The 23,379-nt window shown below is 60.2% G+C and carries 15 protein-coding genes; 10 read left to right on the top strand and 5 right to left on the bottom strand.

Annotated elements, in window-relative coordinates; genetic code table 11:
* Window positions 1–156 precede the first annotated feature (156 nt).
* The 3 genes from LGH74_RS06325 to tsaD form a co-directional block, all read right to left on the bottom strand.
* Window positions 157–960 (bottom strand): C40 family peptidase, encoded by an 804-nt coding sequence (locus tag LGH74_RS06325; RefSeq protein WP_226173452.1) that lies wholly within the window; start codon window positions 958–960, stop codon window positions 157–159.
* A gap of 169 nt (window positions 961–1,129) precedes the next feature.
* Complete coding sequence (gene smpB, locus LGH74_RS06320) at window positions 1,130–1,603, bottom strand: SsrA-binding protein SmpB (protein ID WP_226173450.1); 474 nt, start codon at window positions 1,601–1,603, stop codon at window positions 1,130–1,132.
* Between the two features lie 122 nt (window positions 1,604–1,725).
* Window positions 1,726–2,736 (bottom strand): tRNA (adenosine(37)-N6)-threonylcarbamoyltransferase complex transferase subunit TsaD, encoded by a 1,011-nt coding sequence (gene tsaD / locus LGH74_RS06315; protein ID WP_226173448.1) that lies wholly within the window; start codon window positions 2,734–2,736, stop codon window positions 1,726–1,728.
* A 241-nt stretch (window positions 2,737–2,977) separates the two neighbouring features.
* Here tsaD and LGH74_RS25065 point away from each other — a divergent pair, with 241 nt between their 5' ends.
* From LGH74_RS25065 to LGH74_RS06275, 8 genes are all read left to right on the top strand, one after another.
* A complete protein-coding gene (locus tag LGH74_RS25065; protein ID WP_226173446.1) occupies window positions 2,978–7,591 on the top strand; it encodes a translocation/assembly module TamB domain-containing protein in 4,614 nt (1,537 codons plus the stop codon).
* 90 nt (window positions 7,592–7,681) lie between these two features.
* Window positions 7,682–8,575 (top strand): cell division protein FtsX, encoded by an 894-nt coding sequence (locus tag LGH74_RS06305; protein WP_226173444.1) that lies wholly within the window; start codon window positions 7,682–7,684, stop codon window positions 8,573–8,575.
* Between the two features lie 94 nt (window positions 8,576–8,669).
* Window positions 8,670–8,999 carry a DUF3098 domain-containing protein gene (locus LGH74_RS06300; protein ID WP_226173443.1) on the top strand — a complete coding sequence of 110 codons (330 nt, stop codon included), beginning with the start codon at window positions 8,670–8,672 and terminating at the stop codon, window positions 8,997–8,999.
* Window positions 9,000–9,788, top strand: a complete 789-nt coding sequence (locus LGH74_RS06295; RefSeq protein ID WP_226173441.1) for an undecaprenyl-diphosphate phosphatase — start codon at window positions 9,000–9,002, stop codon at window positions 9,786–9,788.
* The gene (truB, locus tag LGH74_RS06290) at window positions 9,785–10,597 is read left to right on the top strand and encodes a tRNA pseudouridine(55) synthase TruB (protein WP_226173440.1); all 813 of its coding nucleotides are present in this window, start codon (window positions 9,785–9,787) and stop codon (window positions 10,595–10,597) included. The genes LGH74_RS06295 and truB overlap by 4 nt, the downstream gene beginning before the upstream one ends.
* A 50-nt stretch (window positions 10,598–10,647) precedes the next feature.
* Complete coding sequence (locus tag LGH74_RS06285; RefSeq protein ID WP_226173438.1) at window positions 10,648–11,601, top strand: bifunctional riboflavin kinase/FAD synthetase; 954 nt, start codon at window positions 10,648–10,650, stop codon at window positions 11,599–11,601.
* A gap of 301 nt (window positions 11,602–11,902) precedes the next feature.
* A complete protein-coding gene (locus LGH74_RS06280; RefSeq protein WP_226173436.1) occupies window positions 11,903–12,601 on the top strand; it encodes a CoA transferase subunit A in 699 nt (232 codons plus the stop codon).
* Window positions 12,602–12,719: 118 nt separating this feature from the next.
* Entirely contained in the window at window positions 12,720–13,379 is a 660-nt protein-coding gene (locus tag LGH74_RS06275; RefSeq protein ID WP_226173434.1) for a CoA transferase subunit B, read from the top strand.
* A 74-nt stretch (window positions 13,380–13,453) separates the two neighbouring features.
* Here the strand turns inward: LGH74_RS06275 and LGH74_RS06270 are convergent, their stop codons facing one another.
* Entirely contained in the window at window positions 13,454–17,017 is a 3,564-nt protein-coding gene (locus tag LGH74_RS06270) for a hypothetical protein (RefSeq protein ID WP_226173433.1), read from the bottom strand.
* A gap of 233 nt (window positions 17,018–17,250) precedes the next feature.
* Here LGH74_RS06270 and LGH74_RS06265 point away from each other — a divergent pair, with 233 nt between their 5' ends.
* A complete protein-coding gene (locus LGH74_RS06265; RefSeq protein ID WP_226173431.1) occupies window positions 17,251–18,360 on the top strand; it encodes a T9SS type A sorting domain-containing protein in 1,110 nt (369 codons plus the stop codon).
* Between the two features lie 307 nt (window positions 18,361–18,667).
* Complete coding sequence (locus LGH74_RS06260) at window positions 18,668–20,209, top strand: bifunctional GNAT family N-acetyltransferase/carbon-nitrogen hydrolase family protein (protein WP_431357442.1); 1,542 nt, start codon at window positions 18,668–18,670, stop codon at window positions 20,207–20,209.
* Window positions 20,210–20,622: 413 nt separating this feature from the next.
* Here LGH74_RS06260 and LGH74_RS06255 read toward each other — a convergent pair whose 3' ends face one another.
* Entirely contained in the window at window positions 20,623–23,172 is a 2,550-nt protein-coding gene (locus LGH74_RS06255) for a T9SS type A sorting domain-containing protein (protein ID WP_226173427.1), read from the bottom strand.
* Between the last annotated feature and the right edge of the window lie 207 nt (window positions 23,173–23,379).

Genomic DNA, 23,379 nt, shown 5'->3' with positions numbered 1-23,379 from the left:
CTCTGAAATGTAGAAAGCTCTCTTCAGTGAAAAGCCCTTTACTCCGGTTGGAATAAAGGGCTTTCTGGTAAAAGTTCATTGATCACTGCGTAGAGGACGGATTGCTTCGGCTCACGCCTCGCAATGACACATTTTCTACATTAGCACTTAAGCACATTAATCGGCCAGAATCCGCTTGATGAGGCGCAGCTTATGGGAGTATTTCTGGCGTTGACGGTTGAATATGCCGTTGTGGTCGAGCGGGTCGATGCGGACCTCGCCGCTGGCGTGCAGAATCTGCTGGTCTTCGAGCAGCAGGCCTACGTGCACGATGTTGCCGTCGGCGTTGTCGAAAAAAGCCAGGTCGCCGGGCTGGGTCTGGGACACGAAATGCACGGTCAGGCCGTGGTCAATCTGCTGGCGGGCGTCGCGGGGGAGCTGCACCCCGATCAGGCCGTAGAGCTGCTGCATGAGGCCCGAGCAGTCGATGCCGAACAGCGACTTGCCGCCCCACACGTAGGGCGACTTCAGGTACACCTGGGCCATTTTGAGCATCAGCACCAGCCGTTTATCCACCGGGCCGAGGGGGCCATGGCCGTTGAGCGGGTTGGTGGCGGCCCCGTTGTAGAACATTTTCTGGTCGCCGAGCCTGAGGGTCATGCCGTCGAAAAACGGCAGGCGGCTGCCCAGCGTGACGGGAATGCGGGTGGCCGCGTCGCTCACCATCTGCACCACGTCGAGACTGCGCGGGTGGTCTTGCTTGTGCCAGGCCTGGAAATACTCTTCCGACACGGGCGTGTGCTGCTTGAAGTCAATCCAGCCCACGTACTGGTCGGCGGCAATGCGGATCTGGTGCCAGTTGCCCTGGGTAAGCAGAATGGTGTAGCACTCGCCGAAGATAAGCTGGGTAACGAGTTCGGCTTTATCGGTCGGCTCGGCCCGCACCGGCACGGCGCTCAGAGCGCAGATTCCGTGGTTCAAGAGTGAATGAGTAAATGAGTGAATGAGTGAATTGTCGTTTTAGAACTCCACTCAAGTAGGATAGGGCTCTGTTTCGGCGAGCCGTACGCGAAGCTCTCCTTTAAATACCAGTCGGGCAAACAAGCGCCGCAAAAACTGCATTCACTCATTCCCCACTTCGCTCCTTCACTTAATACTCCCGGGCGCGGTCCATTTCGCGCTTCTGGTCTTTGGCCTTGATGTCGTCGCGCTTGTCGAAGAGCTTTTTACCCTTGGCCAGCGCAATTTCGAGCTTAGCAAAGCCCCGGTCGTTGACGAAGAGGCGAATGGGCACGATGGTGACGCCCTGTTCCTGGGTTTTGTTGGCCAGCTGGCGCAACTCCTTCTTGTTGAGCAGCAGCTTCCGCTCCCGCTTGGGCTCGTGATTGTTGTAGGTACCCAGCGTGTACTGCGAAATGCTCAGGTTGTGCACCCACAGGCTGCCGTCGGCGTGGAAGGCGCAGAAGCCGTCCTGCATGTTCACGTTGCCGTCGCGGATACTCTTGATTTCGGTGCCCTGCAGCATCATGCCCGCGTCGTATTTGGCCAGAAAGCTGTATTCGTAGCTGGCGCGGCGGTTCAGGATGTTGACGCGCTTAGGCGTATCGTCTTTTTGTTTGGCCATGATGGGATGCAAAGGCCGCCAACGCTGCTTTCCGGCGGCGCGGCGGGTACTGGTACTATAATAAGAGTAGCGTAGGTACGGAAATTAGCCGAATTGGGCGAAGTATTCCGTGCCGCGCAACGTTACGTCAGCTTCAGGCGCGGGTCGGGGCTGACGAGCGGGGCGGCAAAGTCGCCGGCTTCGAACTGGAAATGGGCCGTCATGGCCACCATACCGGCATTGTCGGTGCAGAACTCGAAGTCGGGAATGAATACCTCCCAGCCTTTTTCGGCGCAGAGCTGCGTGAGAGCCTCGCGCAGACCCGAGTTGGCGGCCACGCCGCCGGCCAGGGCAATCTGGGTGAGGCCATTATCCTGCGCCGCCCGGATGAGCTGGCGCAGCAGCGTTTGGATGATGGTGTGCTGGATGCTGGCGCAAAGGTCGGGCAGGTTTTCGGCCACAAAATCCGGGTTCTGGGCCGTTTGCTGGCGCAAAAAGTAGAGCACCGAGGTTTTCAGGCCGCTGAAGGAAAAGTCGTAGCCGGGCATGGCGCCCACCGGGAACGGGAAGCGCGTGGGGTTGCCCAACCGGGCCTGCTTATCGAGGTGGGGGCCGCCGGGATACGGCAGGCCGAGCAGCTTGGCGGTTTTGTCGAAAGCCTCCCCCGCCGCGTCGTCGATGGTCTGGCCGATAACCTGCATATCCATGGGGCTGCGCACGATGACGAGTTGGGTGTGGCCGCCGCTGACGGTGAGGCACAAAAATGGAAACGCCGGCCGCGGGGCCCTGATGAAGTGGGCCAGAATGTGGGCCCGCATGTGGTTGACGGCAATCAGGGGTTTATCCAGGGCCTGGGCGAAGGTTTTGGCAAACATGCTGCCCACCAGCAACGAGCCCAGCAGGCCCGGTCCTTGTGTGAAGGCCACCGCGTCGAGGGCGGATTTGTCTACCTTTGCCCGGCGCAATGCCTCCTGCACCACTGGTATGAGGTGCTGCTGATGGGCGCGCGAGGCCAACTCGGGCACCACGCCGCCGTATTGTTCGTGCACCTGCTGCGTGGCTACCACGTTGGCCAGGATTTCGCCGCCGGCCATTACGGCTGCCGACGTATCATCACAGGAAGACTCAATGGCCAGAATGACGGGAAAAGGCATACGGTTGATTTCAGAAAGTAGGAATGGGTCCGAAGCGCGGTTCTTGCACCGCGGGCCGCATAATCTGGTACAAAGGTCGTTTAAAACCGGTAACCAATACGTTTCTCCCTCGTTGGGTTTTCGGCAGGGCAATTGAGGCGGCCGCCGGCCTGATTTGTTAAAATAGCTCGGCCCCCAGGCAGCCATTGCGCCAAATCCCGCATCTTCGTGTTCACGCTCAACATTTTCCAGCCCGTTTTCCGTGCCCCGGTTTCTCTCTATCACGCTTAAAGTCCTGCTGGGCCTGCTCCTATTACTAGGGCTGGTGGTGGGCGGCGCGCTGATAGCCCTGCGCATTCCAAGCGTGCAAACCAGCCTGGCGCGTAAGGCCGCCACCATTCTCACCGAGAAGCTCGGGCAGCGCGTAATTGTGGGCAGCGTGGACGTGCGGCCCTTTTCGCGGGTGGTGCTGGAAGGTGTGCGGGTGCTCGACCGCCAGGGTGGCGAGCTGTTCAACATCGGTAAAGCCGACGCCGACATCAAGCTGTTTTCGATTTTCGACCCCAGCCACCTGCACATTGGCAAGCTTACGCTGGAAGAGCCGCGGTTTGCCCAGATAACCTACGCCAACCAGCCCGACTCGACCAACCTCTCGCAGTTTCTAACGGCCGTCAAACGCCTGATTGGTCCCAGCGACACGACCAAGGTTTCGAAGCCCTTTGACTTTAAGATTGAGGCTATCAGTCTGCGTAACGGCCGCTTCGTGCTCGACCGGCAAACCACGCCCCGCGCCGAAAGCTACGGCCGCACCATCGACTACGCCCACATGCACATCGACAGCATCTACGGCGAAGTAACCCAGCTGTGGCTACGCGGCGACACGATTCACGCCCAGATTGACGACCTTCGGGCCGTAGACACGCCGTCGAAAACCCGCCTGAAAGAGCTGACGGCCAACATGACCTACGCCGATAAGTTCTGGGAATTTGCGGGCCTCGACCTGCGCGTGGGCAACAGTCGACTGCGTCCTTATATTAAATTCGATTTCAAGCACTTCCTGAACTTCGTCGACTTCAACGACTCGGTGAAAGTAACGGCCCGGCTCGATTCGAGCCGGGTGTATTCCGATGATATTGCCCTGTTTGCGCCCCAGCCTTTCATCCGGGACCTGAAGGAAACGGTGCTGATTTCGGGCGAGGCCAAGGGCTACGTGAAGAATTTTACGACCAAAAATCTGGATATACGTTACGGCCGCAATACCCACGTAGCCGGCAACATCAACGTGCAGGGCCTGCCCAACCTGAAGGAAAGCTTCGTGGAAATGCGCCTTAAGCCCTCCGTTATTGACGGCCGCGACATCAAGCGCTACATTCCGGCTTCGGGCTGGCCTTACGTGGCGCGCCTGGGCACGGTGCGGCTCAATGGGCAGTTTCTGGGCTTCTACAACGACTTTGTGGCCAACGGCGCCTTCCGCACCGCCCTGGGCGATGTTGTGTCCGACGTTAACATCAAGTTCAAGACTGACCCGGCTTACTCTACTTATGAGGGCCAGGTAAAAACCACCGCTTTTCAGCTGGGCAAGCTCCTTGGCGACGAAAGCATGGTGCGCGATATTACCATGAATGGCCGCGTGGAAGGCGTGGGCTTCACGCCCGAGCGGGCCCGCCTCAAAGCCAATGCCAGTGTGCAGAGCATCTGGCTGAACGGCTACCGTTTCCGCAACATCACCACCAACGGGCAGTTCAGCCGCCAGTCGTTTGACGGCAAGCTGGCCGTGAATGACCCCAATCTGCAGATTGACGCCAACGGCACCATCGACCTGAACAAGGCCCGGCAGGCCTTTGATGTGGAAGCCCGGGTGAAGCGCGCCGACCTGCGCGCCCTGGGCCTGACCAAGCAAAGCGTGGTAGTGGCCACCACCGCCGACGTGAAATTCCAGGGCCTGAAGCTCGACGACCTCATCGGCCGCATCATTCTGCGCGACTCCCGCCTGAGCTACGCCGGCCGCACCGTACCCATCGATACCTTCGACGTGGTGAGCCAGCGCACCGGCCGGCAGCGCCGCGTCACGGTACGCTCGGAAGTGCTGAATCTGACGGCCGACGGCAACTTCAACTTCACCACCGTGGCCCGCGACGTGCAGACGCTGCTGACCGAGTACAAGCTCAACTTCGAGAGCAACGACGCGGCCATTGCCGGCTACTACCGCCGTAAGCAGCAGCGCCCCATTGCCGATTACGCCATTGCCCTCGACCTCTACCTCAAGCAGGCCAACCCGGTGCTGCACCTGTTTCTGCCCAGCCTTACGCTCTCCGATTTCTCGCGGATAGAGGGCTCGTTCCGCAATGGCCCCACGTCCATTTTCGCGCTGGCCGGGCATTTCAACGGCATTCAATACGACAGCGTGCGGGCGTTCAATACCGACTTCGAATTCAACACCAGTAAGCTGCCCTACCAGCCCGAGGTGCTGGCGCAGGCCAACATCACCTCCGAGCGGCAGGTGTTGCCGGGCCTGGGCAACACCGAGAAGTTCTACGTGGAAGGCGTCTGGGACCAGGAGCGCATCAATTTCTCGACGTCGCTGGCCCAAACCAACTCGACCAACAAGGCGGCCATCAACGGCTCTTTGGCGTTTCTGCCCGAAGCCGTGCAGATTGTGTTCCGGCAGTCGGGCGTGAACCTGCTGGGCAAGGACTGGACCATTGCGGCCGACAACTCGGTGAGCATTTCGGGGGGCGGCAAGGAATTCAACATTCAGAACCTGACCCTGAGCAACGGCGCGCAGAGCGTGAGTGCCCAGGGCTTCCTTTCCAACGACCCCGCCAAGCAGCTGCAGCTGGCCATCAAGGATTTGGACCTGACCACGCTCAACTCGCTGACCAAGCAGAACATTGCGGGCCGGGTGAATGCGGCCGGCACCATCAGCGGCGTGTATGGCCCGCTCAAAATCAACAGTACACTGGACGTCGATTCACTGCAGTTTGACAACGTGCTGATCGGCAACGTGCGCGGCAGCAGCGAATGGAACAACCGCAACGGCCAGCTGCTGATTGACATGGACGTGTTGCGCGACCAGCAGCGGGTGGTACGGGTGGCCGGCACGTACGCGCCCAGTGCCAAAGACCAGCTCAACCTGACGGCTGTGCTCGACAATGCCCCGGTGAAGCTGGCCGAGCCCCTGCTCAACACATTGCTCAAAGACATGAGCGGCACGGCCGTGGGCACCCTGCGCCTTACCGGGCCGCTGGCCTCGCCCAACTTGGTGGGCAACGTGGACGTGACCGACGGCAAGCTCACCTTCATCTACCTGGGCACCACCTACACCTTCGCCGACCGGATTCGCTTCACCGAGGACCGCATTAACTTCCGCCAGATCCGGCTGCGCGACCCGCTCGGCAATTCGGGCGTGCTCGATGGCAACATCTACCACAAAGGCTTCCAGAATATGCGCCTGGGCTTGCGGGCCAGCTTCACCAAGCTGCTCGTGCTCAATACCACCCGCAAAGACAACGACCTATACTTCGGCACGGCTTACGCTACCGGCGACGCCGTGGTATTCGGCCCCACCGACAACCTGGTGGTGAACGTGCGGGCCCGTAGCGACGCGGGCACCCGCCTGTCGCTGCCACTCGACAATGCAGCAAAAGCGCAACAGGCCAGCTACATCAAGTTTGTAAACCGCAACCTGACCGATACGCTCACGACCGTGAAAGTGCCCACGGCCGCCGCGGGCCGCATCGACTTGTCGGGCATTCGGCTAAATATGAACCTGGACGTGACGCCCGACGCCTACGTGGAAATTCTGCTCGACGAAAGCACCGGCGACGTTATCCGGGGCACGGCCGCCGGGCAGCTGCGCCTCAACATCGACACCCGCGGCGACTTCAATATGTTCGGGCAAATCGAGATTGTACGGGGCGCTTATAACTTCACCCTGCAGGGCCTCATCAACAAGGAATTCGTGGTGCGGCCTGGTGGTACCATTGCCTGGAACGGCGACCCGCTGGCCGGCGAAATGAACGTGACGGCCGCCTACACCCAGCGCACGTCACTGGCCCCTATTCTAGGCCAGGCGGCCATTAATACCCGGGGCGTAGTGCCGGTAACGGCCGTAATGAACCTGACCGGCCCGCTGCTACTGCCTACCATTCGTCTGAGTCTGGAGTTCAACGACGCACCTTCGTCGCTGGAAGGCGACCTAACGGCCTTCACTTCGTCGCTGCGCAACGATGAGCAGGAGCTAAACCGGCAGGTGTTCAGCCTGCTCGTGTTCAAGCAGCTTTCCCCACCCGGCCAGTTCACCCAGATCAGCCTGCGCGGCAACGACAACACGGTGCAAAACAGCCTGGGCCAGATTCTAAGCACCCAGCTCGGTCTGCTCACCTCCCAGATTGACCAGAACCTGGAAATCGACTTCAACATCAACGGGCTGTCGGCCGAGCAGCTCCAGGCCCTGCAGGTGCGCCTGAGCTACAGCTTCCTCAACGGCCGCCTGCGCGTAACGCGGGAAGGCGGCTTCAACACCAGCGCCACCACGGCAACGGGTACGGGCACTGGAACCGGCACTGGAACGGGCGAAACGACGCCGAACGGCACGGGGCAGGCCTCACTGCTCGGCGACCTGAGCCTGGAGTACTACCTGCGCCCCGACGGGAAGTTCCGGGCTAAGCTGCGCTACGAAACCACGCCCCGCGACTTCAACGACCTTTCCAACCTCACCAACCAGGCCCGGGCCGGCGTCAGCTTGCTGAACACCGAGCAGTTCGACACGTTTCGGGAGCTGTTTTCGCGTAAGCGCCTGCGCCGCCGCGCCGCCGCCGCCCGCAAAGCCCGCGAGGTGCTAAATGTGGACGATGACCCGCGCACGGTGCTCTAATTTGCAGCTGATTGTTGATTGATGCTTGTTGGCCGCTGAACAATAACAATCAACTCCCAACAATCACCAATCAACCTTACCTTTGCCCGCATGGCCCAAAACCGCCCGACACGTAAGAAAAAGCTCGGCAGCTACCCACATTTGATGGTAGTGTTCAGCATCACGCTGTCGTTGCTGGTTATCGGGTTGTTTGGCCTGCTGCTGATTCACGCTCACAAGCTCAGCAACCTGGTCAAGGAAAACATCGAAATGCAGGTGTACCTCGACCGGGACCTGCCCGAAACCCAGCTTCTGCGGTTGCAGCAGGATTTGAGCCGCAAAAAGTACATTGCCTACAAGAACGACCAGCCCCAGGTGCGGTTTCTCTCCAAAGAGGAAGGCGCTAAGCAGTTTCTGGACCAAACCGGCGAAGACCCCGAGCAGTTCTTGGGCGACAATCCGCTGCGGGATGCTTACCTACTGAAAATCAGCGCCGAATATACCGACTCTACCCAGATGCGGCGTATCGTGCAGGAGCTGCGGGCCGAGCCAGGCGTGTTTGAGGTGGAATACGTGCAGAGCTTTATCGACTCGGTGAACAAGAACCTGCGCAAGATCAGTCTGGTACTGCTGGGCTTTGCGCTGGTGCTCACGCTGGTGGTTACAGTGCTTATCAACAACACTATCAAGCTGGCCCTTTTCTCGCAGCGCTTCCTGATTCGAAGCATGCAGCTGGTGGGGGCCACCTCCTTTTTCATTCAGCGGCCGTTTCTGCGGCGGGCCACCTGGCAGGGCTTTGCCAGCGGCGCCATTGCCGCGCTGCTGCTGCTGGCGTTGCTCCAATACGCCTACCTGCAGCTGGAGGAATTGCGCCTGCTGCGCGACGAGCGGATGATTGGGGCCCTGATGGTGGGCATGGTGCTGCTGGGCTGCGGCATCGGCTTTCTGAGCTCTTACCGCGCCGTACGCAAGTATCTGGGCATGTCGCTCGATGATTTGTATTAACTCTTTTAGTTGTTAGTTGCTGGTTGTCAGTTGTTAGAGACTGGCATCAGCATAACCTAACAACTGACAACCAGCAACTAACAACTAACCTAATATGGAACCGACTCAAACTCCCCGCTTCGCCTTCGGGCCGCGCAACTACCGCCTGATGTGGGTGGGCCTGGCCATTCTGGCCGCCGGCTTCATCACGATGACGCTCGATTCGGCCGACTACGGGGAAGGATTCCTGGGCATTACCCTGGGCCCGATTCTGCTGGCGGTGGGCTTTATCATCGAGTTCTGGGCCATTATGGCCAAGCCCGGTGGCCCCGCTCCCATTGCCACCGACCCCATCACGCGCGCCGAAACCGCGCCCCAGTACGGCGCGCCCGTAGCTCCGGCTGCACCTGCCCCTACTGCGGCTCCTACCTACAAGCGCCCCTAGATGAGCTACTGGCACGCCCTGATTCTGGCCATCGTCGAAGGCTTAACCGAATTCTTACCCGTTTCCAGCACCGGCCACATGATTATCGTGGCCAACCTGCTCGGTATCGGCCAGTTACCATTCACTGAAACTTACATTACGTCCATCCAGTTTGGCGCTATCCTGTCGGTGGTGGTGCTCTACTGGCGGCGCTTCCTGCAGAGCTTCGACTTTTATGTGAAGCTGGCCGTGGCGTTTGTGCCTTTCGGCTTACTGGGCTTCCTGCTCAAAGACGTCATTGCCGAGCTGCTGAAAAGCGTGACGGTCGTGGCCTCGTCGCTGGTAGTGGGCGGCATCGTGCTGCTGTTTGTGGACAAGTGGTTTAGCGAGTCGCGCAAGCAGGTGACCACGCCCAGCACCCTGCAGGCCCTCAAAATCGGCCTGTTTCAGTGCCTGGCGCTGGTGCCCGGCGTGTCGCGCTCGGCGGCTACCATTGTGGGTGGCCTGGCCCAGGGCTTCGACCGTCGCTCGGCCGCCGACTTCTCCTTTCTGCTGGCTGTACCCACCATGTTCGTTATTACGGCCTACGAGATGTACAAAACCTACAAGGTAAACGCACCACTGGCCGGCGACATCAAGGTGCTGGTTTTTGGCAACGTGGTGGCCTTTATCGTGGCGCTGCTGGCCGTCAACTCGTTCGTGAATTTCGTGTCGAAGTTCGGCTTCCGCGCCTTTGGCTTCTACCGCATCATTGTGGGCGTTACCATTCTGGTGATGATTGCCCTGGGCATTAATCTGCAACTGATATGAGTCAGGATACTGCTCCCCAACGCACGTTCGACTTTGAAACCGGCGAGGTGCTGCTGCTCGACAAGCCTCTGACCTGGACCTCGTTCGACGTGGTACGTAAGGTGAAAAACACGCTGCGCATCAAGAAAATCGGCCACGCGGGCACCCTCGACCCGCTGGCTACCGGCCTGTTGATTCTCTGCACCGGCAAGAAAACCAAGCAGATTGACCTGATTCAGGCTCAGGAAAAGGAATACACCGGCACCTTTCGCCTGGGCCAGACCACGCCCAGCTTTGACCTGGAAACGCCCGTGGATGCCGAGCTGCCCTACGAGCATATCACCGAGGAGCAGATTCGCGCCGCCGCGCAGGCTTTCACCGGCCTCATTCAGCAAACGCCGCCACTATACTCGGCCGTGAAAATAAATGGAGAGCGCGCCTACGAAGTGGCCCGCCGCGGCGACACGGCCGAAATCAAGTCCAAGGAAGTTACCATCAAAGAGTTTGAACTGACCGGCATTGCGTTGCCCGACGTGCAGTTCCGGGTGGTGTGCACTAAGGGCACCTACATTCGCAGCCTGGCCCGCGACTTTGGTCAGCAGCTGGGCTGCGGGGCTCACCTCACCAAGCTGGTGCGCACCCGCATCGGCGAGTACCGCGTGGAAGATGCCCTGACGATGGAAACGCTGGAAGCCCTGCGCCCCCCGCGACCCGAAGGCGAAGCGGCCCGCCCGCCCCGCCAGCAAAAGCAGCGCCGCCCCGAGCAACGCGCTGGTCTGGAATATTTTCAGGCCAACAGCACCCCGGACGCCACCGATTCCGTTTTGTAATTCCGGCTGGTTCGCGGCTGGTTCTCTCCCATTCTTTTCCTTTTCCACCGATGCAAGTTTTTCGTGACCCGGCGCAGTTTCCGCACCTTGGCAATGCCAGCGTCACGACTGGCACCTTCGACGGCCTGCACCTGGGGCACCAGAAGATTCTGAAGCGACTGCTGGAAGTAGCCCGCCAAACCGGCGGCCCCTCGGTGGTTATCACCTACTGGCCCCACCCCCGGCTGGTGCTGGCCCCGCCGCCCACCCACCCGCAGCCGATGGATCTGCACCTGCTTTCTTCTTTGGAGGAACGCATTGCGCAGCTCGCCGATTTTGGCATCGACTACCTGCTCATCGTGCCCTTCACCCGGGAATTTGCCCAGCTGACGTCCGAAGAGTACATCCAGCAGATTCTGCTCGATACCGTAGGCACCCGTAAGCTGGTGATTGGCTACGACCACCGGTTTGGCAAAAACCGGGAGGGCAGCTTTGAGTACCTGAGCCAGAATGCTGACCGCTACGGGATGAGTGTCGAGGAAATTCCGCGCGAAGACGTGGACGCCGTGGCTGTGAGCAGCACCCGCATCCGCCGGGCGTTGCTGGCCGGTGATGTGCTGACAGCCAACCGCTACCTGGGCTACAGCTACCCACTTACCGGCACCGTAGTGCGCGGGCGGCAGTTGGGCCGCACCATCGGCTTTCCCACGGCCAATATGCGCGTGGAAGAGCCCCTGAAGCTGGTTCCGGCCCGGGGTGTGTATGCCGTAATGGCCACCACGGCGGCCGGCACCCACCACCAGGCCATGCTCAACATCGGGGTGCGCCCCACCGTGGCCGGCAACCTCGACCAGACCGTGGAAACTCACCTGCTCGACTTCGACGGTGACCTGTACGACCAGCCGCTCACGGTGCAGCTGGTAGCCCGCCTGCGCAACGAGCAGAAGTTCGACGGCCTCGATGCGCTGAAAGCCCAGCTGGCTCAGGACGCCGAGGCGGCCCGCCAACATTTGGTAGGCGGCTGAGGCAACGTCTACCATAGAATGTCATTCCGAGCGAAACCGAAGAATCTCGCGGGCTGACGTTGCCACGGTAATCTGATTACCATGGCACGCGAGATTCCTCAGCAAGCGTGGAATGACGTTCTTTTTCTTCTAAAACATACAAAAAGCAAGTCCGGTGGCCTATGAAGAGGCGGCCGGACTTGCTGCTTTTTAGGGCAAACTAGCTGTTCACAGGCGTAGCGGGGCAGCTTTTTTGCGTGTTGCCGCGCCTACTCGCGGGTAACCTGCTATTTTCGACCCGCAAACCCTCCTTTCCCACCCTATGATCAATAAAGTTGTAGCCGATGCCCAGGCTGCCCTGCACGGCCTCACCGACGGAATGACGCTGATGCTCGGCGGCTTCGGCCTGTGCGGCATTCCCGAAAACTCCATCCAGGAAATCCTGCGCCTGGGCGTGCGCAACCTCACCTGCATCAGCAATAACGCCGGCGTCGACGACTTCGGCATCGGGCTGTTGCTGCAAACCAAGCAGGTGCGCAAGATGATTTCCAGCTACGTAGGCGAAAATGCTGAGTTTGAGCGGCAGCTGCTCTCGGGCGAGTTGGAAGTAGAACTGATTCCGCAGGGCACCCTGGCCGAGCGGTGCCGGGCCGGCGGGGCGGGCATTCCGGCCTTCTACACCCCGGCCGGCTACGGCACCGAGGTGGGCGAAGGCAAGGAAAGCCGCGAGTTCAACGGCAAGATGTACCTGCTCGAAACCGCCCTGCACGCCGATTATGCCTTCGTGAAAGCTTGGAAGGGCGACACGGCTGGTAACCTCATCTTCAAAGGCACCGCCCGCAACTTCAACCCCATGATGGCCACAGCCGGCAAAATCACCGTGGCCGAAGTGGAAGAGCTGGTACCCGCCGGGGAGCTGGACCCCAACCACATTCACACGCCTGGCATTTTCGTGCAGCGCATCTTCGAGGGCAAAAACTACGAGAAGCGCATTGAGCAGCGCACGGTACGGGCAAACTAATGTGCGATTGTGAGAAATGTGCTGATGTGCTAAAGGCTTGTTTGCTTGTCGCTCATTTCGGCACCTCTTTCCAATCATTTCCCACATTTTCACATTAGCACTTCAGCACATTAATAATATGCTAGACAAACACGGCATTGCCCGGCGCATCGCGCAGGAAGTACAGAACAACTCCTACGTCAACCTTGGCATCGGCATTCCCACGCTGGTGGCCAACTACATTCCTGAGGGCATCAACGTGGTGCTGCAGTCCGAAAACGGCCTGCTGGGCATGGGCCCCTTCCCCACCGACGCCGAAGTAGACCCCGACCTCATCAACGCCGGTAAGCAGACGGTAACCACCCTGCCCGGCTCCAGCCTCTTCAGCTCGGCCGACTCGTTCGGCATGATTCGCGGGGAGCACGTCGATTTGACGATTCTGGGCGCCATGGAGGTGTCCGAAAACGGCGACATTGCCAACTGGAAGATTCCGGGCAAGATGGTAAAGGGTATGGGCGGTGCCATGGACCTGGTAGCCTCGGCCAAAAACATCATCGTGGCCATGCAGCACGTGGCCCGCGACGGTAGCAGCAAGCTGCTACCCGCCTGCACGCTGCCCATTACGGGGCTGCGCTGCGTGAAGAAAATAGTAACGGAACTGGCCGTGCTCGACGTGACACCCGACGGCTTCGTGCTGCGCGAGCGGGCCCCCGGCGTGAGCGTGGAGCAGATTCAGGCGGCTACGGCCGGCAAGCTGGTGATTCCAGCGGCCGGTGTACCCGAAATGCAGGGCGTGTAGTTTAGCCTTCCATCCGAAAAGAGAAAGGGCCTGCTGATGTCTCAGCAGGCCCTTTCTCTTTTCACCAGAATAGCTTAACGCAGAAAAACCCGGTGTACCGGCAGCGGCTGACCCGAAGGCAACCACAACCGCAGCAGATATAGGCCCGCCGCCCGGCCCGCCGTAGTCAGGTGCAGCACGCCATCGGCCGCGGCATGCTCTTCCCCTGCTTCGGGCAGCGTTTGCCCCAGGGTCGAGAGCCACTCTACTCGCACGCGGGTGTTCAGCGGTAGAGCATCGGGCAGCCGCACTTGCAGCTGCTCTCCGATGGCCACCGGGTTAGGCCACACGTTCAATGGGTGAGCAACGGCTTTAGCGCGCGTGGGCAAGGTGATACCAGTTTGGCCGCACAGAGTAAAAGGGCCGATAGGGTCTAACCCGCTGCCGCTGTTCGACACGGCTAGATAATAAGTCTGCCCAGCCGTCAGGTTGTCGAAGAAGACGGTGCCCAGTGCCCGCCTCTGGTTGGCGGCGCCGTGGCTGCTCTGGCAACTTACCAGCTGCATAGCCCCGCTGCAAGAGCCTGCTACCGGCTGATACAGTCGGGCCAGGCCCACTGTTACATCATCCGTGTGCAGGGTGAAAGCCGTTGTCGTTGGCACTACGCTGTACCAAACGTCATACGCGGAGGCCGTTCCGTCGCCGCAGTTGGGCACGGGCAGGCGTAGCCCGGCGTTAATAGTGCTCTTGGTGGCCGCGAATGTGGTGCCCTGTACCGGCTGCAGGCATTGGCCCGTAGCGCTAAGTGGTAGCGGCACGGCATCACACGGCTCATCGTTAATACCCGTGGAAAAGCAGAAGCTAAACCGGGTCAGAGGCTCAGGGTTGGGCAGGGAACTGAAGAAGCGTAGATAATACGTGGTGCCGGGCGTCAGGCGCGTATACGAGAAGCCGGGACGCAGCAGGCGAATCGCGCTAGACCAGCCGTCGGCAGCCAAGATGGCCGAAGTGGCGGTAGTGCCTTCGCGCAGCTGTACGCCGCCATGCAGCATGTGCTCTTCATCTTCCCCAAGGCGCAGTATCACCGTCGCGTAGGTTTTGCCAGCCGGGGCGGGCGGCGCGACAAACGAAAACCACACGTCGCGCTCCGTCCAGGAGTTGCCAGAAGCAGCTGGAAACGTGGGCGTAGCTCCATCCAACGAAAACTGGACGCTGGCAGCACACGGCTGCTGAGTGGCGGAAGGCGTAACGGGTACGGCTTGGGCGGGCTCGTCATTGGCGGGCACTTCCCAGGCGTTCAAGCTCAGAGTAAACGAAGTTTTGCCAGCTGGCCGGATAGCGGTAGGGTCGCTCAGCTCGAATACCCGCACCCAATACGTATCGCCTACCACTAAGTCATTCAGCAACAGTCGCCCCGGTAGCGGCGGGGCCGCTCCGACGTAGTTTGGGTCGGTGGCCCGGGCCAGGGCGCAGGCCAGGCGCTGCACCGTGGCTGAAGAAGCACAGGGAGTACCTCCACTAGTGCTCATCACTTCCAGAACCGCGTCGCAGGTAGAATGAAGCTGCAGCGCATGGCGGGGAGCAGTGGCGGTAAACTGGTACCACACGTCGCGCGCCGTACTGGGGGCTGTGTAGGGGTTGCCGCTGCTGGGGGCGGCGTAGCACAGGGTAGTGGGTGGCTGCACCCCCGAGGAAGTTGCGCCCAGCAACGTGCCCGTAGCGCCCACGACAGCGGGCGGCGTCACGGGGAGCGGCAGCGCGCCGGCACAGGCATCGTTGGCCGGCGCTGATGCGGGGGCGCTTACGCTAATAGAGAAGGTAGCATCCTGCAGCACAACGGTTTCCTGCTGGTTGTACACGCGCAGGAAATAGGTGGCACCCGGCGTGAGGCCGGTAAGGGCCAGGCGGCCCAGCTTGCCGCCGGGTACGAGCATGCAATTCTGGTAGTTCGACTGGGCGCCGCCGCAGCTGCTCATCACGTCTACGCCGGCCTGAAATGCCGGGGCAAACTGGACTTCGGCGCCAGGACCCGGCGCCACAAACTGATAAAAAACGTCTTTGGAAGCACCACCGCCCAGCCCGCACGATCCGATACCGCCGGGCCCAAGGTTACTGGGCGTCGCATTGCGGACCGTGCCGCTGGCTGGCGGCAGGCCGCCGGGCTCCGATGCTACGGGCAGGAGCTGGGCATTGGCGCAGTTGTCGTTGGCCGGCGGTACGGAGCTACCCGAGAGTACCCCTACTTCGAAGTAGGAATAGGAAGTAAGCGGATAAACCCGAATGAAATATGGCTGCCCCGGCACCAGTCCGCCGACTTGCATAGGCGTGGGGCTCGTGGCACAAGCTATGGCCTGCGAACTGCCGCCATAGCCGTTGCGCAGCTCCAGCACAAAGGTGCCCGGCTGCCCGCCCGTGCTGACCACCACCCGGTGGTTGGCTTCCGTGGCCCGAAAGGCATACCAGACGTCGCGCACCCTTCCGGCGGGCTGGGTGCAACTGGTGCTGGCGGGCAGGGAAGTAGAAGCATTTTCGGTGAAGCCCGGCGTGAGGTAAGCCTGCTGCTGGGCCCCTAGTACCGGGAGCCAGAGGGCCCGGTGGCCTTCGTCGTTGGAGGGGGGCGTGTAAGTCCGGAAGGCCGTGCGGCTGGTGCGGCCGGGCGCCGTGGTAGTGCCGCAGTCCGTCTCAACCAGGAACTCGTAATCGGTATCGGGGACCAGCCCCGTCAGGTGGGCGGAGTCGCCGGGCAACCCGGGTGCTATCCGGTCGGCGGCGCTGCCCAGCACAAAGCCGCGGGGACCGTAGTGCACCCGGGGAATACCGCTGGCTACCTGTGGGTTGATAGACCAGTCGACCCGGGCCGTGGTTTGGCCCAGGCGCCCCAGCACAGAATAATACGGGGCGGCGCAGGCCGGAATGGTATTCGGAGTGGGGCTGAACTGGTAGAGCTGGCCGGTAGCGGGTTTCACTAGCGTGCCACTCCTGTCGGCCGGGTTCAGCTGCGGGGCCGTGCCCAGCCCCCCGATCATAATAGGGGAGTGAAGGCCGGTGGAATAATTCAGGATAGTAAGGCCGGCGCGGGCATCAGAGGTGTAGCTGCCGCTGCCACTGCTGACGCTGCCGGCTTCCGCCCGGTAGCTAAACTCAATTCGGTTGGAGCCTTCGTAGAGCCGGGCCTGAAATGACACGACGGGCTGCGTGGCCAGCCGGTCCCAGCGGTATTCACGCCACTCCATGGTAAACACCCGGTTGGGCGCGGCTCCCGTCGTTTGGTACCAGGCCGAGCCGCCCTGTCCGTCGAGGTCGGCCCAGAGGGGCGCAATGGTATGATGGCTGTTGCCGCCCCCGCCGGATAGCAGTCCGCTGGAGGAAGGAGATGGATACTGCAGTACCGTGGGTGTCAGGCCCAGCCAGCCGTTCGACGAAACCGCGGCATCGGTATAGAAGCGGCCTCCCATAACGAAGGTAAAGCCCAGCGGCACTTTGTTGGCGAGTGCTTCGTCGGCTTCCAGCACCGGCAGACGGGTGGCTCCAGTGCCCAGGGGCACGTATGGGCTGCTCTGCGCCTGAAACTGGTAGCCTAACAGCAATTGCGCCCGGCTGGCTGGGCCGGCCAGCAGTAGTAGGCTTAGCAGGATAAGCCAAGAGTACTTTTTTTCCATTCGATGACGTGATGAATGCAGTAGTATTGCTAAACCAAAGTGTAAATAGCCCCGAAAGTACACAATCAGCCGCAGCTACTACACCCCAGGTTGGTTTAAATATCGTTGCATCAATATTTAAACCTGTGAAAGTCATGCGGCCGGCCAAAACCAGCTAAGGGTGGCTTAGTTTCCATCTTCCGGTAGCAGCTTCCGCTTTTTGCTTCTACTTTGCCAACTCTCCCCGCCTGCCTATGACTCGCTACCTCTACACCGCTCTTTTCCTGGCTTTCAGCGCCGCCGCCCGAGCCCAGACGCCTATTATCATCGACCGTAATGATATGCCCAACCTGAACGACACGCTGCGGGTAAGTCAGGCCGCGGGGCTGAGCGGGCCGCCGCTGACGCAGACGGGCTTTAACCAAACCTGGAACTACGCCGGCTTACGGCCGCTGCTGCAAACGGTGGAAGGCTACCACTCTCTGGCCGGCTTCCCCTCCATTTTTCAGCTGCTGTTCGTGTCGCCGCTCAGCCCCCACCGCGCTACCATTGCCACTCACCAGGAGCTGCCCTTCGTGCCCACGGGCCTGGACGTGGCCAACACCTATGCTTTCTTCAATGAGTCGGCGGCCGACTACCGGCAGGTGGGCTTCGGTGCTACGCTCAACGGGCAGTGGGTACCGGCCGTCTACCAGAGTGCGCAGCTACAGGATGTACTCTACCGCTTCCCGCTGGCCTTTCTACAGAAAGATTCGAGCAACTCGGCTCTCACCGTGAACCTGCCCAATACGGCGGCGCTGCACCAGAAGCGCAAGCGCGTGAACGTGGTAGACGGTGCCGGCACACTCATTACACCCTTCGGCACGTTTGAGGCCCTGCGGGTAGTAAGCACCCTCACCGGCCGCGACTCGCTGGCAGTGAACGGGGTGCCGGGGCCAGGCATCGAGCGGCCTCTGACGCGGGAGTATAAGTGGCTGGGCAAAAGCCAGGGTCTGCCGCTGCTGCAAGTTACTACGCAGGTGCTCGGCGGCCAGGAAGTAGTGACGCAGGTGCGCTACCGCGACATTTACCGGCCGTTTCGTAACCCGCTGGGCACGGCGGCGGCGCTGCCCGAAGCTGCCGTAACCGTGTACCCCAACCCAGCCGATGCCACGGCCCCGCTCCGGCTGACGCTGCCGGCGGCGGGCCGCGTCACGGTTACGGCTACCGACTTGGCTGGCCGCCGCCTTTTTGAGCGGGAGCTGCTGGCTGTTTCCCCCACCATTTCCCTGCCGGCGGAAGTGTTTGGACCGTTTCGCGGGGTGGTGCTGCTGCGGGTGCAAACGGCGGCCGGCGTGGCCGTGCGGCGCGTGGTGCGGCACTGAGCGGCCGGCAGGCGCTGGTCGGGGGCAATTGAGCCTTTTTGCCACCCAAGTTGTTTTACCGCCGTACTAGAGGCACAACGGCAGCCGGCCCGCACGGCGCTGGTATCTTTGTGCTTTCTGCTTCGACACTTTTCTTTTCCCGACTGATATGGCCACGAGTTCAAACGGCAAGGCTGGCGGCAGCCACGCCAAAAAGATAGACAAGCCCACCACTCACCCCGAGCTGCTCACGCCCACGGCCATTCCGGCCCACAAGCTGGTACTGCGCACGCTACGCCGCTCCGACTTCAAGTCGGTGAAGGCCATCATGGACAAGGTGTATTCCAACATGGAAGGCGCCTGGTCGGCCGAGGAGTTCAGCGCCTTGCTGCGCAAATTCCCCGAGGGCCAGATCTGCATCGAGGACAACGGCCTGGTAGTAGCCGCCGCCCTGGCCATTATCGTGCAGTATTCCGACTTCGGCGACCGGCACACCTACGCTAAAATCACGGGCCACGGTAAGTTCGACACCCACAACGCCGACGGCGACACGCTGTATGGTGTGGATGTGTTTGTAGACCCCGAGTACCGCTCGCTGCGCCTGGGCCGCCGCCTCTATGATGCCCGCAAGGAACTCTGCGAAAACCTGAACCTGCGCGCCATGGTGGCCGGCGGCCGGATTCCGGGCTACAACACTTACGCCAACGAGATGACGCCGGCCAAGTACGTGGAGATGGTGCGCAACAAGGAATTGGTCGACCCCATCCTCACCTTCCAGCTCTCCAACGAGTTTCACGTCCGCAAAATCATCCGGGGCTATTTGCCCTACGACTCCGAGAGCAAGGCCTACGCCACGCTTCTGGAGTGGATCAATGTGTACTATGAGGAAGAGGAAAAGCTGATTGGCAACACCAAATCCAACGTCCGCATCGGCATTGTGCAGTGGCAGATGCGCGCCACCCGCAGCCTGGAAGACTTGCTCCAGCAGATTGAGTTCTTCGTCGATACCGTGTCGGGCTATAAGTCGGATTGCGTGATGTTCCCCGAGTTCTTCAACGCCCCGCTCATGGCCCTCACCAACGAGGACTCGCCCTCGGTGGCCATTCGGGCTATGGCGGCCTTCACCGAGCCCATTAAGGCCAAGATGATGGAGCTGGCCGTGAGCTATAACATCAACATCATTGCCGGCTCGATGCCGCTCTACGAGGATGGCAAGCTGCACAACGTGGCCTACCTCTGCCGCCGCGACGGTACCGTAGACGAACAGTATAAGCTGCACGTAACGCCCGACGAGGCCTCTTACTGGGGCATGCGCGGCGGCGACAAACTGCGCTGCTTCGACACGGATTTCGGCAAAATCGGTATCCTGATCTGCTACGACGTGGAATTCCCCGAGCTGGCCCGTATGCTGAGCGACGAAGGCGTGAAAATCCTGTTCGTGCCCTTCTGGACCGATACCAAGAACGCCTACCAGCGCGTGCGTATCTGTGCTCAGGCCCGGGCCATTGAGAATGAGTGCTACGTAGCCATTACCGGTTCGGTGGGCAACCTGCCCCGCGTCGAGAACATGGACATTCAGTACTCGCAGAGCGCCGTGTTCAGCCCCTCCGACTTTGCCTTCCCCCACGATGCCATTGTGGCCGAGGCCACGCCCAACACGGAGATGACCCTGATTGCCGACCTGGATTTGGACCTGCTCAAGGACCTGAACACCAGCGGGGCCGTGCGCAACCTGCGCGACCGGCGCAAAGACCTCTACTCGCTGAGCTGGACGATTAAGAAGTCGGACCGCGACGACGAGCTGCTGGCCCAGGGCACCGATGAGCGCCACCCCCGCGTAACCAAGCGCAAGGCTATTGCGGCGGGGTAATGTTGTAAGTGTATAAGCAAAAGGCTCCGTACCCTGGCAGGGTGCGGGGGCTTTTTTGCGGGCGGGCAGTAGCGCGAGCTGTGTGGTTAGCGTACCGGGGCCTGTGTGTAGGCAACAACTGAGTTGGTCAATGAGCCTGCCGAATGAATGAATGAGTAACGTCTCCCAAAGCAGTACCCGACACTCAGCTCTCTTTCAAGTTTTGGGTACGTTGAAAGGTGAACGAGTTTCTTGAACTCACTCTGAGCCGTAGAGGGCACTCAGCCGTCAGAAATTCGCTGCTGTGCAGCAGCTCAGGAAAACCAAGGATTGTGTAACCCCACAAGAGCTCCGATGATGTGTCGGAACTCTTGTGGGACAATAGTTAAGGGTATATAGCTGCATCGGGCCTTCTAAATGGGGCTGAACAGGCACTACTCCACTACTAATTGAGCAGTCGCCTTGCCGCAGCGCACCGTGTAGATGCCCGCAGCCAGCTCACGCAGGTCCAGTTTCAGTGAGCTGGCAGCAGCCGGCAGCGTAGCGGACTGGATTACGCGCCCCAACCCGTCAAGCACTTGCACCAGACGGCTATGGGCCACGGCGGGCAAACTCAATGTTGCGCTGGTCTGGGCCGGGTTGGGATGCACTCCCAGCACTGCTCGGCGGGAAAGAACTGTGGCCAGTGGGCCTTGAGGCTCTCTGTAAATCCCGAAAAAAGCTGAAACCTTATTGGTTTCACTAGCACCAAAAATTGACCCTCCCCCCACAGTCGTAAAGTTTCCACCTGCACAGACTTCTCCATCCCGCCCTACAGCCAATGCCTCAACCGACCCGTTCAATCCGGAACCCAGGCTGCTCCAGTTTGCCCCATCCCACTTGGCAATGTATATGGCTTCGTATACTGGTGGTGCCGCGACGGAAGTAAAGGAGCCCCCGATGTATACGTTGGCGCCATGGGTAGCAATAGCCCGAACGGTTTGATTCGCTCCTGCCCCCAATGCGCTCCAGGTGCTGCCATTCCATTTGGCTACGCGGTTGGCAGGCACCCCGGCAATCAGAGAAAAGTCACCACCAACATAAAGGTCAGAGCCACTGGCTGCCATTGCCAGCACTCTTCCACTGCCCACGCCCAACGCACTCCACACGCTGCCGTCCCACTTGGCAACCGGGCACGCGGGCAGGCACGGGCCTGCAGCGCCCGCAACGTATAAGTCGGGGCCAATAAAAACCATTGCACTTCCGGCTCCTTCCAAGCAGCCAATACTAATCCAGGAAGCGCCATTCCACCGGAATACCCCACCGACTGAAATCGTAGGGGATACGGGGATGCTACCTGAAATGTAAAGGCCGCTAGGCCCTGCTGCCATGGCATTTATTGAGACAATGTCACCTAGATCTACCCATGTGCTACCATTCCATCGGGCTACTCTATTAGTAGGTGCGGGACCAGTAGTCTGGCTTTGAAATGATCCGCCGGCGTAGACGGTAGCGCCGCTCACCGCTAAGTGGTAGACGCCTCCCGTAAAGCCAGGGTACAATGCCAAGCCACCACCAAGTGCACTCCAGGCAGTTCCGTCCCATTTGGCTACGCAACCGGTAAAAATATTTCCAATCCGGTCGAACGTACCGCCGACGTAGACCTGGGTTCCGCTCACCGCTACAGCCCGAATAGTCCCTCCGTTTCCTGGGCTAATTGCACTCCAGACTGAACCATTCCATTTGGCGATGAAAAACGCGGTAATGCCCCCTGCTGCGGGAAAATTACCTCCGGCATACAGGTCAAGACCATTTCTGGCTAAGGCAAATACGTCTCCGCCACCCTTATCCTCGTCAACGCCACTTCCCACCGAGCTCCAAGCGCTACCATTCCACTTTGCTACCCTTCTGACTGGGGCACCCCCGGCATGAGAGAAGGTGCCGCCTGCATACACATCTGTGCCCTGCACCGCCAACGCCAACACGCCTCCGCCATCAATTCCAACGCCGAGTGGAAGCCACGCGCCGTTTTCCCATTTTGCAATCTGTTTTGCATCTACACCGCCGGCTTGACTGAATCCGCCTCCTGCATACACGGCAAAGCCGGCAACGGCCAAGGCCTTGACTTCGCCATTTACGCCCGTGCCAAGCCCCTGCCAGGTACCTGCCCATAAAGCTACCCCACCCGCGGCTATCCCGCCAGCCTGCGAAAACCGGCCGCCCACGTAGACCCCCATCGGATTCACGGCCAGAGCATTCACGTTGTCATTGACGCCCGCTCCCAATGCGCTCCAGCTGCTCCCACTCCATTTGGCAATTCGGTTCGCCGGGCTGCCCCCGGCCTGCGTAAAGCTCCCGCCCACATACAGGTCAGTGCCATCCAGGGCTAAAGCAAGTACGGTGTTGTTCACTCCAGCACCCAGGGAGCTCCAGGCAGTACCATTCCATTTGGCTATTCGGTTAGCCGCCAGATTTCCAACGAGGGTAAAAGTGCCGCCCACGTAGAGGTCTCCATTAGCGGCCAGGGCCAAAGCATTAACCCCGATACCGGTTCCCCTGTTTGTTCCTCCTGCTAGCGCAGACCAAGAAGTGCCATCCCATTTGGCAATGTTCCGAGCAGCAGTATTCCCCACTGCGGTAAAGATTCCTCCGATATACACAGTATTACCCGAGGCAACGATGGCATTTACCCGGCCATTGGTTCCGGCCAGCGCAAATCCGTCCTGCCAAAACTGGTCTCCGGCTCCTGCAGCAGAAGCAGTATGAAAGATGGGGCGTCCATCCGGGGCGGTGCTCATCGTGAAATCCCGGGCATCGAAGGAGCCCGTAATGCCGGCCCGCAACGTTCCATCGGGGTTTAGTGCGTTGGCCAGGGAAGTAGCCTGTGGCCCCTCTGCACTTGGCGAAGTAGCAGCAAAACTGGACCCGCCCCAGCACAGACAGAGCAACAGTGTCCAGCGCTTAAGGAAGTTGGTTAGCAGTAGCAGGGTAGCAGGTGTGTGCATAGGAGTCCGACGACGAGTAAAGAGAACATGCAAAGATTAAACACCCAGCAAAGGATGTCAATACCTACTTCTGGGTATTTCGGTTTTTTTGCATTATTTCAATACATACAAGCACAAGGAGCAACCCGGCAACGTATGAGCATTCCTGCTCCACTGTATCAGCATTTGACAAAAAGTACATCATGACGTTCGATACTTCCTGTTCAA

The organism is Hymenobacter lucidus, from assembly GCF_020447265.1.
Taxonomy (GTDB): Bacteria; Bacteroidota; Bacteroidia; order Cytophagales; family Hymenobacteraceae; genus Hymenobacter; species Hymenobacter lucidus.
The sequence above is the reverse complement of the archived record's forward strand: the minus strand, read 5'-3'. Positions and strand labels throughout refer to the sequence as shown.